Source organism: Aliidiomarina soli, from assembly GCF_003986975.1.
GTDB classification, from domain to species: domain Bacteria; phylum Pseudomonadota; class Gammaproteobacteria; order Enterobacterales; family Alteromonadaceae; genus Aliidiomarina; species Aliidiomarina soli.
The window spans coordinates 285,787-299,359 of sequence record NZ_PIPO01000005.1; the positions used below are offsets into that span (position 1 = coordinate 285,787).

The 13,573-nt window shown below is 53.0% G+C and carries 10 protein-coding genes; 9 read left to right on the forward strand and 1 reads right to left on the reverse strand.

Annotated elements, in window-relative coordinates; all coding sequences use genetic code 11:
* The first annotated feature begins 22 nt into the window (after positions 1 to 22).
* From CWE14_RS12190 to CWE14_RS12230, 9 genes are all read left to right on the forward strand, one after another.
* Positions 23 to 1,645: a methyl-accepting chemotaxis protein gene (locus tag CWE14_RS12190; RefSeq protein ID WP_126799624.1), complete on the forward strand. Its 1,623-nt coding sequence runs from the start codon at positions 23 to 25 to the stop codon at positions 1,643 to 1,645.
* Between the two features lie 134 nt (positions 1,646 to 1,779).
* Positions 1,780 to 2,508, forward strand: a complete 729-nt coding sequence (locus tag CWE14_RS12195; RefSeq protein WP_126799625.1) for a VC0807 family protein — start codon at positions 1,780 to 1,782, stop codon at positions 2,506 to 2,508.
* A gap of 17 nt (positions 2,509 to 2,525) precedes the next feature.
* The gene (locus tag CWE14_RS12200) at positions 2,526 to 3,878 is read left to right on the forward strand and encodes a hypothetical protein (protein ID WP_126799626.1); all 1,353 of its coding nucleotides are present in this window, start codon (positions 2,526 to 2,528) and stop codon (positions 3,876 to 3,878) included.
* Positions 3,879 to 3,948: 70 nt separating this feature from the next.
* Positions 3,949 to 4,773, forward strand: a complete 825-nt coding sequence (locus CWE14_RS12205; protein WP_241972403.1) for an alpha/beta fold hydrolase — start codon at positions 3,949 to 3,951, stop codon at positions 4,771 to 4,773.
* A gap of 20 nt (positions 4,774 to 4,793) precedes the next feature.
* Positions 4,794 to 6,092, forward strand: coding sequence for an MFS transporter (locus tag CWE14_RS12210; protein WP_126799628.1), 1,299 nt, complete (start codon positions 4,794 to 4,796; stop codon positions 6,090 to 6,092).
* On the forward strand, positions 6,092 to 7,351 hold the full coding sequence (locus CWE14_RS12215; RefSeq protein ID WP_126799629.1) for a sensor histidine kinase: 1,260 nt from the start codon (positions 6,092 to 6,094) through the stop codon (positions 7,349 to 7,351). The genes CWE14_RS12210 and CWE14_RS12215 overlap by 1 nt, the downstream gene beginning before the upstream one ends.
* A gap of 28 nt (positions 7,352 to 7,379) precedes the next feature.
* The gene (gene nosR, locus CWE14_RS12220) at positions 7,380 to 8,753 is read left to right on the forward strand and encodes a response regulator c-di-GMP phosphodiesterase, NosR family (protein WP_126799630.1); all 1,374 of its coding nucleotides are present in this window, start codon (positions 7,380 to 7,382) and stop codon (positions 8,751 to 8,753) included.
* Entirely contained in the window at positions 8,750 to 10,846 is a 2,097-nt protein-coding gene (locus CWE14_RS12225) for an EAL domain-containing protein (protein WP_126799631.1), read from the forward strand. The genes nosR and CWE14_RS12225 overlap by 4 nt, the downstream gene beginning before the upstream one ends.
* Entirely contained in the window at positions 10,846 to 11,919 is a 1,074-nt protein-coding gene (locus CWE14_RS12230) for an extracellular catalytic domain type 2 short-chain-length polyhydroxyalkanoate depolymerase (RefSeq protein ID WP_198676593.1), read from the forward strand. The genes CWE14_RS12225 and CWE14_RS12230 overlap by 1 nt, the downstream gene beginning before the upstream one ends.
* Before the next feature lies 1 nt (position 11,920).
* On the opposite strand, the gene CWE14_RS12235 is transcribed toward CWE14_RS12230, so the two are convergent.
* Positions 11,921 to 13,294 carry a sensor histidine kinase gene (locus CWE14_RS12235; RefSeq protein ID WP_241972400.1) on the reverse strand — a complete coding sequence of 458 codons (1,374 nt, stop codon included), beginning with the start codon at positions 13,292 to 13,294 and terminating at the stop codon, positions 11,921 to 11,923.
* Between the last annotated feature and the right edge of the window lie 279 nt (positions 13,295 to 13,573).

The following is a 13,573-nucleotide window of genomic DNA, read 5'->3' on the forward strand; positions in this document are numbered from 1 at the left end:
GAGTACCCACAAGGAACTTTAAATGATAAGAACTATAAATATTGGGGTGCGCTCTGCACTGTTTTTTGCAGTGATGGGGCTTTTGGTGATTGTGCTTGGGGTTGTGGCCCTGGTGGGGCAGTCACAGATGGAAAGGGAAAAAGAGGACATTACCGAGGTCGCTGTACCGGCGATGATGCAGGTGCAAGATATTAATCGTGAATTTTTGCGTACTCGTGTGTATACCATGAATGCTATCGCTGCCACGACCGAGGATTTTCGTCGTCAGTACCAGCAAGAGCTGCAACAATCCCGCCGCATACAGGACGACTTTAAGAAGACGTTACGTACCTATATGACAACTGAGGGTGGCCGGGCCCTGTTGCAGGACTATGAGGACCTGGAACAGAGTTACTGGCAAGCCCATGTCGACGTGATCAATATTGCCCGGGACCAGGGCGTGGAACAGGGTATTCGTGCCCGCAACCAGCAGCTGGACCCGATTGTGGCTGAGATGCGTAGCCAACTGGAAGCGATGGTAGCCTGGCAGCAGCGTCTGGTAGACACCGCAGACGCCCAGGCCAGCAATATAGCGCAGCAAGTGCAGATACTGGTGGTTGTGTTGATTGTCGCTGCGATCGCCCTGGTGGCAATTCTGGCGACTATCTTCACCCGCAGTATTGTGCGTCCGCTACGTGATGCAGTGAGCCATGCGCAGACCATCGCTGATGGCGATCTGACTCGTCAGATTGATAGCAACGGCAATGACGAAGCGACTCGCCTGACGGACGCCTTGCAACGGATGCAAAGCAACCTGCGCGATTCAATTGCACTGATTGCAGATTCGTCGCAGCAACTGGCCTCAACCTCTGAAGAACTGAACTCAGTAACCGAGGACTCGACCCGTGGCTTGCATCAGCAAAGCGAACAGCTTGAACAAGCGGCGACGGCGGTTAACGAGTTAACCGCAGCGGTTGAAGAAGTGGCACGCAATGCTCAGGCAGCCGCGGAAGAGTCTATTAACGCTGACGAGCGGGCCCAGTTTGGTCGCGAGCAGGTTAATACTACGGTGTCCAATATCGAAAGCCTGGTTGCTGAACTGAAAGCATCCTCGGCGGACATAGAAACGCTGGCCAGCAAGGTGAAAGACATTACCTCAGTGTTGGATGTCATCGGTGGTATTGCTGAGCAGACCAATCTGCTGGCACTGAATGCCGCGATTGAAGCCGCCCGTGCCGGTGAATCCGGTCGTGGTTTCGCGGTCGTCGCCGATGAAGTACGCGCGCTGGCGCACCGTACTCAGGAATCGACCAAGGAAATTGAGACTATGGTCTCTGCGGTACAGAAATCCAGTGGTGATGCAGTGAAAGGGATGCAGGTCAGTACCGAGCAGGCAACCCACACCCAGGACGTGGCGAAAGCCGCTGGCGAAGCACTGCAAACGATTGCGGTGGCGGTCTCGCAGATCTCTGAACGCAATGCTTCAATTGCCAGTGCGGCTGAAGAGCAGGCTCAGGTGGCGAAAGATGTCGATAAGAACCTGGTCGCAATTCAGGACCTGTCGAGCCAGACTGCATCAGGTGCGAACCAGACGTCCGCATCGAGTCAGGAACTGGCCCGTTTGGCGGTTAATCTGAGTGAACTGGTTGGCAATTTTAAAGTTTAAGCAAAAAACTGTGTAAACAGCCTGCAAGGCCTGCCGTTATATGACGGCAGGCCTTTTTTATTATGGGCTGTAGGCATATACTGGGAGCTATTACGCGGACCTAACCGACGACCTAACCACAGGCCTATTTGTTCATGACACAGACTCAGCCCAAGCAGGCTGGCTTCTTTTCTAACCTGCTGTTTAATATTCTTATTCCAGTCATTATTCTGATGAAGCTCAGTTCGCCCGAGTATCTGGGGCCGGCACTGGGTGTGGTTGTAGCACTGGCATTCCCGATTGGCTATGGCTTGTATGACCTGAAGCGCAGCCACAAAGTGAATGGTTTCTCGGTGCTAGGTGTGGTCAGTGTTATTTTAACCGGTGGGATCAGTTTACTGGAGCTGGATCCACAATATATCGCGATTAAAGAAGCGGCGGTGCCGGGCGTAATCGGGGTGGCGGTGTTGGTCAGTCATTTTACCCGTTTCCCATTGATTAAAAAGTTACTGATGAATGACCAGGTAATCAATGTGGCGCGTTTTGAGCAGGCTGTCGAGGAACGGGGTAACCGACCTGCATTTGAACGGGTGCTGCGTGTGTCAACCTACCTGGTCGCGGGCGCGTTTTTTCTTTCAGCGACTCTCAATTATATTCTGGCGCGCTGGATTGTAGTAAGCCCGGCTGGCACCACTGCCTTTAACGAGGAACTTGGGCGGATGACCGCGCTGAGTTTCCCGGTCATTGCGTTACCCACCATGCTGGTTATGTTTGCTGCTATATTTTATTTGTTTTACCAAATGAAAAAGCTGACAGGTCAGTCAGTTGAGAACTTTTTACACGCACATGACAAGGACAGCACGTCCGATTCATCTAACCACTAAGGGAGTAGCCTGAATCTGTGATTCACCTCGCACGTTACGACGAACAGAGTGTAAGACTGACCCGCGAGCTGGGTGACAAGGCTGAACACCGGCTCGATCTGTACCTGTTTATTCCGGGTGAATTAAACGTTGATTCGCAGCTGATTCCTGAGCAGGAATTTTACCTGCAGGGTATTTATGTGCGCCGTACCTATTCCAGTAGCGCGCAGCTCTCGCCTTTGGTGCAAAGCCGCCTGATTAGCCGCAGCCGCGGCCAGCAGGACCGCGCAGATCCGAAATACCGTCTCAGTGTCAGCCTTTATGCGTACCAGTATACCAATGCGCTGGAAAGTGCGGCGCGGGCATTGCTGGCCAACAGTGAGGTTAAGCGTGATGAAATAGGTGAGTTGCTCGAACTGAGCGCTACTATTTTACGGCGCTTGCGGCGCAATGTGCCAAAAGACGAGTCGCTCTCGCGCTACCATGTCAATATTGATAATTACCTCTCGTGGCAGACTGAACAGCAGTTTTTGTTGCTCGCTGCACGGATGCCTTTTGCCGACGATCAGCAGGATTTAAAAGACTTGCTGATCAAAGTCGCACGGCGCGAACACAAGCACCGTGAAGAGCAGGAATACAACAGCAAAGCGGTTAATGATGACTCCACCCGGATGTCGAATAAGATGCGTTTGCTGCGCCGCTTGATAGAGTACCCGGTTACCTTTAAGCGCCGGACCCAGGAGCTAGGTGTCGGCGAGCAGCGCTGGCTGAAAGCAGCGGTGGCGGCGGTGGTGATGACCTTTGTTTCATTTCTGCTGCTGGAAAGCCGTTTGCTGGTGGGTGATATCACCGCGATGTTTTTGGTTATCGCCGCATTTTTATACGGGGTGCGTGAATTTTTCCGTGATGATATCCGCCAGAAACTATGGCTGTGGCTGCGCAAAGGGCGACCGAAATGGCGCCATACCTATCTTGATGTCAATTCTGAGCAGACCATTGGACGTTCACTGGAATGGATCGACTACCAGAGTTTTGACGATTTACCGGAAGATATTCGCACCGCGCGCCAGGGCAATACCCCGCAGCGTGGTGAGTCGATTCTGCATTACCGTAATGACTCAAAAATGCTGCCAACACGATTTCTCAGTGGTTATGCGCAGACACGGGAAAGCATTATTTTAGATCTCGACCTCATTATGCGGGTCATGAACCCAAGTACCCACATTGTATTTCGCCTGGATAATCAAGAAATTATCGAGGATCAGGTGGAAAAACGCTATGTTCTTAATCTGGTCGCGCGCGACGTTGAAGGCGACGGCAGTGTCGTTATTCAGCGCTGGCGAATTGTCATTAACCACAATCGTATTGTCGAAGTTGAACTCTCCGCTTAGTTAACATATTGTTAACGCTCTCATTGCAAACTCTACATTTGAGATAATTCTTAAGGAGGTCCGTTTGTCAGTGACAGGTGGCTCACGCAACATTATGCGGCGTAATAATGTGGTTGTACTAGGAACCGGCTCGCAGACCATAGTGCTTGCTCATGGGCTTGGCTGTGACCAGCGGATCTGGCACAAAGTGGTGCCCCTGTTGTCGGCGGACTACCGTCTTGTGTTGTTTGATTACGTTGGTGCTGGTGAGTCTGATCTGAGTCAGTATAACGAGGCGAAGTATAAAACACTGCGCGGCTATGCTGATGACCTGCTTGATGTGGTTGAATGCCTGAACCTGGACCAGCCCTACCTGCTTTCTCACTCGGCAAGTGGCAGCATCGGCGTTCTTGCTGAACAAGCGGCGCCGGGAACCTTCCGCCATTTACTGATGGTAAGTCCTTCTCCCCGTTATATAAATGACGGCACGTATCAAGGGGGCTTTGAGCGCAGCGACATTGATGCGTTGCTGGAACTGATGGAAGAAAACTATTTTCAGTGGGCCAATGTAATGGCGGCCACGGCGATGAAGAATGAGCAGCGACCAGAGCTGGCTGAGCGCCTGGTACGCAGTTTTCAACAGGCGCGACCCGATATTATGCTCAACTTTGCTCGTGCCATTCTGTATTCGGACTATCGTGCTGAATACGCTGAACTTGCCTGCTCGGTGAGTGTCATGCAGGCGGCGGATGATGCGATTGTGCCGCCCGCAGTGAGTGATTACCTCGTCGGTACCATGCAGAAATGCGAGCTTTACACCCTGGACGCGCAAGGGCATTATCCTCAGTTAAGTCATCCGGCGGAGGTGGTCACCTTGCTGCGGAAAATCTTAAACGCGGCAGTACCTCGCCCATAATCTGAGTTCACAGGAGCCCTATGGCAACGCTGGCACCGAAACGTGAGATTTTTGCTTGGGCGATGTATGACGTTGCCAATCAAGCCTACACCACGGTCGTAATTTCGTTCATTTACTCTGCGTTTTTCGTCACGTACATCGTTCCGGACAGCTACCGCTGGCAGGATGGCTACTGGTCGATGGCTCTGATTGGTTCGACCATCCTGGCTATGTTGCTGTCACCCTGGATCGGTCAGCGTATCGACGAAGGGGCGAGCAAGAAACGTTTGCTGGCCTGGTCGACCCTGGTCTGTGCCGCCTTTACCTCTGCCCTGATTTGGGTTTCACCCGGTGATGTCTGGTTAGGGGTTGCGCTGATATTGGTCACCAACACCGCCTGGATGCTGGGCGAGGCCATTATTTCCTCGTTTTTACCTGATATTGCTAAGCGCAGTCAGATGGGCCTGATTTCCGGGATCGGCTGGGGTGTGGGCTACATTGGTGGCTTAATCAGCATGGTCTTGGTGACCATAGTGTTGGTTACGGCCAACCCGGAGCAGCAACCTGAGCTGTATATCAGCCAGAACCAGTGGTCGATGTTTGCGATTTCGGTTTATTTTGTCCTCTTTGCATTGCCGACCTTTATTTTGCTTAAAGACCGTCGTCGGCCGGTACTGGCCAAGCACCAGCGACTGAGTTGGCGCTCGAGCCTGAATATTCAGTTGTTGCGTCAAAACCAGCCTATTTTATGGCGCTTCTTTATGGCATTTGTGTTTTATATGGCCGGGGTGCAGACGGTCATTAAGTTTATTGGTATCTACAGTACTGGTGAATTGGGCCTGACTCAGGCGGATCTGGTCGGCGTGTTTCTGGCGACTCAGTTTAGTGCGATGGGCGGTGCGTTGGCGTTTGGTTTTGTCGAACACCGGATAGGGGCCCGGCCGACCCTTTTTGCGGTGATTGCAATCTGGCTGGTGGCCATTGTGGCAATGTATATGCTGCCGACACTGGTCGCCTGGTCCGGTATCGACGTGGCCCACCTCTTTATGGGCGTGGCCTTATTGGCAGGCACCGGAATTGGTGCGATTCAGTCCTCTAGCCGCTCGCTGGTGGGGCAGTTAACCTCAGCCCGCTTAGGTGGCAGTGCGTTTGGCTGGTGGGGCGTGTTTAACCGGCTGGCCATGTTAATGGCGGCAAGCTTCGGGATTGTAGCTGATATCTTCAGCCGCCAGTCAGCATTGCTGATGGTGATTGGATTCTTTCTCGCTGGCGGCGTACTGTTGCTTCGGGTTCCGTTACAGGAAGGGCAACGACAGGCAGAGCAAGAGGATGCACACTAATGGATGCTGAGTTTAACTGGGTCGAACAGGTACCAGCACCGTATCTGGTGATGGATAGCAGCAACTGCATTGTAGCGGTCAACGAGGCGTGTCTGACGTTACTAGGGTATGGCAACGACGAGCTTATCGGAGTGTCATTCAGTAACCTGATGAATAAAGCCAACTGGCTGGCATGGCATAACATGGTGCAGCCTGCACTGGATAGCGGAAAGCCCGCCGAACAATACAGCATGCGATTGCAGCAGCAAAACGGCGAACCGGTTTCATTGCTGTTGAGTGCTAAACAACAGTCTGATGTTATTCACCTGACCCTCACGCCTTATGAAACCCGGATTAATATGGAGCGTAGTCTGATTGCGCAGCGCAATGAGGTTCGCGAGTCGGCCCAGGCGCTGACCCGTGAGCAAGCGTCGTTACTGGCCCGGCAGTCGCAGCAGGCTGAACTGATTCGTAAATTAGAAGACGTGAATAGCAACTTTGTGCAGACCGAGAAAATGGCGGCGATTGGCCAACTGGCAGCAGGGGTGGCTCATGAGATTAATAACCCGATTGGCTATGTTTATTCGAATCTGCAGACCATGGCTGAATACGTCGATGACCTGCGCCAGATTATCGAGGCGATTGACCATGTTGACTCGGTAGACGAACTGAAACGGCTGAAAAAGACCCTCGATTACGATTTCATTCGCACCGATGTCAGCGCGCTGCTGCGGGAATCGGAAGAAGGCATTGAACGGGTAAAACATATTATTACCGCACTCAAAGACTTCTCTCGCCAGGACGAGTGTGAAATGCAGCGGGCGAATATTAATAAAGCCGTTGAAACCACCATCAGCGTGGCCTGGAACGAGCTTAAGTATAAAGCTGAAGTTCATACCTCGTTAGCCGATATACCTGATGTGTGCTGCAATCTGGGGCAAATTAATCAGGTGTTTATGAACCTGTTGGTCAATGCGGCGCAGGCGATTGAAAAGTTCGGCAATATTTATGTGGAGACAGTGGTCGCAGGTGATACTGTAGAAATCTCCATCCGCGATGATGGAAGCGGTATCAGTGATGAGCAGATGCCGCGGATCTTCGAGCCCTTTTATACCTCGAAACCGGTTGGCGAAGGCACCGGGTTGGGTCTCGCTCTGACCTATAACATTGTCAAAAAGCATGGTGGAACCCTTCGGGTCGACAGCAAAGTAGGGCAGGGAACTTGTTTTACCGTGGTATTGCCGGTTGCTGGCATTCAACAAGCCCAAACCGAGGCTTAATCCGAAAACGAAAGGAACAGGAAAGACCATGGCGACAACGACGATTCGAGTCTTGTTAGTAGATGATGAAAGCAATGTGTTGAGCTCACTTCAGCGCCTGCTTCGCAACGAAAGCATGCAGATCCATACGGCCGGGAGTGGCAAAGACGCGCTGGCGCTAATGGAATCTGAAGAAATCGATATTCTGGTGTCCGATTCAAGGATGCCGGAAATGGATGGTAGCGAACTGCTAACCCTGGTGCAGAAGCGCTGGCCGCGCTGTATTCGCATCCTGCTGACTGGCTATCCGGAAATGGAAAGCCTGATTAAAAGTATTAATCAGGGGCATCTATATCGCTTTATTCAGAAGCCGTGGAATGATGATGAAGTGCGCGGCGTGCTGCGCCAGGCTGCCCGCCTGGCCTACGCTGAGCGCGAACGGAGCCGGTTGACTAAGTTGATCCAGGCACGCAACCGCAAGCTGCGTGACCTTAACCAGCAATTGGAACTTAGCGTTACTAAACGCACCAATGCCCTGCGTAAAGCCATCCAGTTACGCGACAAAGCGTATAAAAAGCTGGAAAAGAGTTACATGAATTCGACAGAGGTCTTCGCTGCATTGATTAACCAGCGGCTGCCGAAGTCTCGTCAGACCAACGGCAAGGTCAGCGCTTTGGTCAAAGCCTATGCTGAAGAGTCTGGTTGGGATGCCGCCCGGATCAACGATATGACCATGGCGGCGGCTTTATATAATCTGGGTAAGGTTACCTGGAGTGACGAACACCTGATGACGCCCAGTGATACCTTTCGGGGCCGTGACCGGGACAAATTCCGAACCTATCCGGAACTGGGAGAAAGCTTATTGATGTCGCTGGAGCCATTGCAGCGGGCCGCTATTATTATCCGGCATCACCAGGAGCGCTGGGACGGTCGCGGCTTTCCGGGGCAACTGGAAGGACGCAACATCCCTGAAGAGTCACGTTTATTAAAGCTTGCGGTAGACTTTATTGAGCTGCAACGGGGCATGATCCTGGACCGTCTAATGAACCGGGATGATGCACTGGAGAACCTGGGGATTTTTGCTGACCGTGTCTATGACCCGGATATGACAGCGCGTTTTATTGCTCTGGTGCATGATAAAGCGCCGGATCTGGAACCCTTACCGGATGGTGTTATTTCCTGTCGTCTGAACCAGTTAAAAGCCGGCATGTTGGTGAAGAGCAACTTGCTGACCGACAGTGGGTTTTTGTTGCTCAATGCCGGCAGCGTACTGACACCGGGCATGATTGAAAAGCTGATGGTGTTTGAGCGTACCCGACGTGAACATTATCAGGTGCATATCGATGTCTCCAGTGATGAGCATGTGACGCCGGACGATGAAGCCTCTGAATCCGCTGAGACGAGCGGTAGCCAGGACTCATGACGCAACGCCCGCAGTTGCCGATCGCCAGTATGGTAGGCGCGCTTGACGCCATGCCGGTGAGTGTCATTATCGCCGACGCAAAGGTAGCGGACATGCCCATTGTCTATACCAATCCCGCCTTTGAGGCGTTAACCGGTTACACCAGTGACGAGGCCCGGGGTAGAAACTGCCGTTTTCTGCAGGGGCCGGATACTGCGACCGAGGAGGTCACCCGGGTTCGACGAGCGTTGCATAACGGGCAGTCGGTGCAGGCGGTTTTACGTAATTACCGCAAAGACGGCGAGGCGTTCTGGAATGAATTAACCCTGGTGCCTTTGCTTGATGCAGAGGATTCGCTGGTATTTTATATGGGGGTGTCCCGTGACGCGACCCGCGAGGCGAACTTAAGCGCAGAGCTGGATCATTACACCAGCCATGACCCTTTAACTGGCCTGCCTAACCGGGCGCTGCTGGAAGAACGTCTGGAACAAAGCGTACGCCTGAGTCAGCGTTATAAACGGGAACTGGCGGTGGTGTACCTGGATCTGGATGGCTTTAAACCGATCAACGACCACTTTGGCCATCATTTCGGCGACCGTTTATTGCAGAAAGTAGCGAAGCGGCTGCAAGCCCTGATCCGACCCGGCGACACCCTGGCACGGGTTGAAGGCGATGAATTCGCGATAGTGTTATCCGATCTGGCGAACGCCACCGATGTAGTGATTATACTCGAACGTATTCTGGCTCAGGTAGCCGAACCTATGAACGTCAGCGGCATGGACGTGCAGCTGTCGGCGTCTATCGGGGTGACCCTGAGCTCCGACGAGGTGGAAGACCCAATGGTCCTGATCCAGCAGGCGGATTTGGCGATGTACCAGGCGAAACAACGCGGGCGTAATAACTTCCAGTGGTACAGCGGTGACCTTAACGCCTCAGTGGCGCAGTTTATTAATATTCGCAATCAACTTTCGAAGGCGATCGAAACCGATCAGTTTAGCCTGGTCTACCAGCCGAAGTTTGATTTACGCAGCGGCCAGTGTACCGGTGTGGAAGCGCTGGCGCGCTGGACTCACCCGGTGCTGGGGGAGGTCTCTCCTAACGAATTTATTCCGGTAGCAGAAAAGACTGGTTTAATCGTACCCTTTAGCGAATGGGTCATTCGCCGGGCGGCCGCGGACTTTAAACGGCTGGTTTTAGCAGACCCTGATTTGCCTAGTGTGTCGGTCAATATCTCCCCATTGCATTTTCTTCGTGAACACTTTGTCGAGCGCCTGGCCGAACTGCTGACCGAATGTCAGTTGGATGCACAGTACCTTGATATTGAAGTGACTGAATCAGTGCTGCTAAAAGACCCTGAAACTACGGTGCGCAAAATGCTGGCGCTGAAGGAACTTGGTGTGCATCTGTCATTGGATGATTTTGGCACTGGCTTTTCAAGCCTTAATTACCTCAAACGGCTGCCCATAGACACCCTTAAAATTGACCGCAGTTTTATTGCTGATCTTGCGCACAATAAAGGTGACGCGGCGATCATTCAGGGTATTGTGTCGATGGCGCATCACCTTAATATGAAGGTGGTTGCTGAAGGCATCGAGACCAAGGCACAGTACAGCTTTTTACGTCGCGCGTTGTGCGATGAAATGCAGGGTTACTACCGCGCACGGCCGATGCCTCTGGAGGAAGTCGCTCAGTTTCTGGAGTTACATGAGGGGCTGACAGAGCCGGAAGACGATGAAAAGCGGCCGACACTGTTGCTGGTGGATGATGAGCCGAATGTACTGCGTTCTCTGAACCGTCTGTTACGCCGTGACGGGTATCACGTACTGACGGCGGAAACCGCTGATGAGGCATTCGAATTGTTGGCTCAACACCAGGTTCAGGTGATAATTTCTGATCAGCGGATGCGCCATATGAACGGAACCGAGCTGCTTAACCATGTTAAGTCAATGTACCCGGGTATTGTGCGCATTGTGTTGTCTGGCTATATGGATCTGGAGTCGGTCACCGCGGCGATTAATCAGGGACAAATCTATAAATTCTTAACCAAGCCTTGGGACGACAAAGAATTACGCGAAGTCGTGCGCAAAGCGGTACGTTTGGCTGAGGTGCCATGATGAAAAAATCTATCCTGGTGGCGCTGTTATGTGGCGTTGTGTTGAGTGGGTGTAGCGGGCAGGACGAGCCTCCTCAAGTTGATGAATCAGGCTTGCCGAGGCTGAATATCGACCCGTTTCGGGTAACCGTTTCCGGCTTGTCGTCCGGTGCCTATATGGCGCAGCAGTTTCATTTTGCTCATAGCGAACGGGTGCGCGGCGCCGCACTATTAGCAGGCGGCCCCTATGACTGCGCTCAGGGCAGTCTGGCGACTGCGTTAACTCAGTGCATGGGGAATGGCACTAACCCGCCGGACAGCGAGCAATTGCTGGCCCTTATACGACAGCGTGCTGACCAACGCACGATCCAGCCACTGGCAAATTTGCGCCAGGATCAGGTCTGGCTGTTTCGCGGGCAACGCGATCAAACTGTCGGCGACGCGATATTCAACCGCGCCCAGGACGTCTACCAGCAGTTTGTTGAGCCAGCGAATATCGAGCAGATAACCCGTGCCGAAACTGGCCATCTGTGGCCGACACTAACCAGTGGCGGCGATTGTGCGGGCAGCGAGTCCCCGTACCTCGGCAATTGCAACTACGACGCGGCTGGCGAGTTACTGGCGGCCTTGTATGGCTACTTACATGAACCGGGTTCCGGCGAGCGTGCGCTGGTGACCTTTAACCAGCACATGGCTGGCGGCCGTTTCGCCGACAGCCTGGCCGATGAAGGCTATTTGTATGTCCCTGAGGAATGCGCGCAAGGGCAAGCGTGCAGCCTGCATATTAGCTTCCATGGCTGCAACCAGCATAGCGCCGCGGTGGGTGACCGTTTTGCCCGTGAGTCAGGGCTCAACCGATGGGCAGACAGCAACCGGCTGGTTATTCTGTACCCTCAGGTGCGGCCGTCTACGACGGAGCCAATGAACCCACAGGGTTGCTGGGACTGGTGGGGATATACAGGTGCCGACTACGCCACGCTGGATGGCCTGCAAATTGAAGCAGTACTAAAGATGATTAATCGAATGGCAGGCGTTAATGTAAACACTGATGTAGACATGAACGCAGACACAGAAACTGGTACGCCGGAGGACTAACTCATGCTGAATGTGATGCTTTTTCACCGGCGACACGACGGTAGTTGAGCGGCAACTGCATGCTAACGGTGAGCCCTTGACCGGGCTGACTGCTTAACGCCAGTTCGCCCCCTAACTGCTGATGGACCAGATTGAACACGATCGACAGACCGAGCCCAGATCCACCCCCGGTGCGGTTGGTAGTAAAAAACGGTTCAAAGGCGTGTTCTAAGTTACTGCCGGACATGCCTTTCCCATTATCCCGGTAAATGCAGTAAAGCACCTGTTCATCATGCTCACAGTGGATATCTATACGTGGTGAGCGAAGCTGGCCGGATTCTGCGAACGCATGCTCACAGGTGTTGGTAATCAGGTTGGTGAAAATTTGCGCCAGCGCACCAGGGTAGGTCGTCACTTCTAAATCATTCGGGCAGTCAATGACCACCTGCGGCGCATAACGTTTTAACAACGGGCGCAGACTGGCCACAATGGTATGTAGGTAGGGGCCTAGCAAGAAGGTCGAGAGTTCAAAGTGCGACTGGTCCACTGCGGTACGTTTAAAATTCTGCACTAAGCTACTGGCCCGGCGCAGATTGTTGCTTAGCAAGTCGTATGCTTGGGCTGTGTCGCTAAGGTAGTCATTAAGCTGGGTATGGGTGAGCGCTTTGTCGTCGAACGAACGCTGCAGCCGGCCGCGCATTTCTTCACAGTGACTAATAGCGGTGACTGCCACGCCAAGGGGGGTGTTGACCTCGTGGGCCACACCCGCAACCAGTTTACCCAGGGCCGCCATTTTTTCCGCTTCCAGCAACTTGGCAGTGCGTTCCTGCACCTGTTGTTCAAGGGCCGCATTCTGTTGAATGAGCTGACGCTCGTAAAGGTTACGTTCGCAGGCAGACAAGGCCCGGCCGTAGAGGTCGGCGTGAGCGGCAACAAAGCGCACCTCGGGGGCGGTCCACTGGCGGCCATCACCGGTGTGCTCAGCACAGACAATACCGACCATTTCACCACGGTGACGAATGGGGGCATCCAGCATAGAACTGATCCCTTCCGCTTGCAGGTAGTCGTCGCTGAATTCCAGAGTGGCCGGGTGATGGTGGGCATCGTCAGCAATAATAGCGCGTTCACTGTGTAACGCGGCAAAGTAGCGGGGAAACGCCTGGCGAGTGATCTCAAAGGCTCCGTTCTGGCTAAACTGACCGTGGTGGAGTGCCAGTTTGACGGTTAGGGCAGTGCCCTTGCGGTTAAAAAACCAAATGCTCACCCTCTCGATTTGCAGCCCGCCCGCCAGGCTGCTCAGCAGTAACTCGCCGGCAGCATCAAGGTCGCCACTGTCGATGGTAGCGGACTGTGATACATAGAGCAGCTTATCATCCAGATGATTAAGCAAGGTCATCGACTGATTAATTCCTGATAGGTAGGCATTTGTTTAGCATACTCAATGGTGCAGCCAGTGCAACAAAAATAGCGCAGGGGTGGTGCGCTTGATGCAGCGCAAAAGGCGGTTTGTTTGCGGTTTTATTCAGTTAATTGTCGCTAACATCTGATAAAAGCATTCGATATACTAGCCTTTACAAAAAGTGCATTCAGCGGGTAGCGTAGGAAAAAATGCAGCATTGCGACTCGCTTACAAGCAAAAAAATAAACCTAAAAACAATAAAAACCAGGGGATGTC

Coding starts and splice junctions, on each gene's coding strand:
- CWE14_RS12195 (WP_126799625.1), top strand. CDS start 1,780: ATGACACAGACTCAGCCCAAGCAGGCTGGCTTCTTTTCTAACCTGCTG.
- CWE14_RS12225 (WP_126799631.1), top strand. CDS start 8,750: ATGACGCAACGCCCGCAGTTGCCGATCGCCAGTATGGTAGGCGCGCTT.
- CWE14_RS12235 (WP_241972400.1), bottom strand. CDS start 13,294: ATGACCTTGCTTAATCATCTGGATGATAAGCTGCTCTATGTATCACAG.
- nosR (WP_126799630.1), top strand. CDS start 7,380: ATGGCGACAACGACGATTCGAGTCTTGTTAGTAGATGATGAAAGCAAT.
- CWE14_RS12210 (WP_126799628.1), top strand. CDS start 4,794: ATGGCAACGCTGGCACCGAAACGTGAGATTTTTGCTTGGGCGATGTAT.
- CWE14_RS12215 (WP_126799629.1), top strand. CDS start 6,092: ATGGATGCTGAGTTTAACTGGGTCGAACAGGTACCAGCACCGTATCTG.
- CWE14_RS12230 (WP_198676593.1), top strand. CDS start 10,846: ATGAAAAAATCTATCCTGGTGGCGCTGTTATGTGGCGTTGTGTTGAGT.
- CWE14_RS12190 (WP_126799624.1), top strand. CDS start 23: ATGATAAGAACTATAAATATTGGGGTGCGCTCTGCACTGTTTTTTGCA.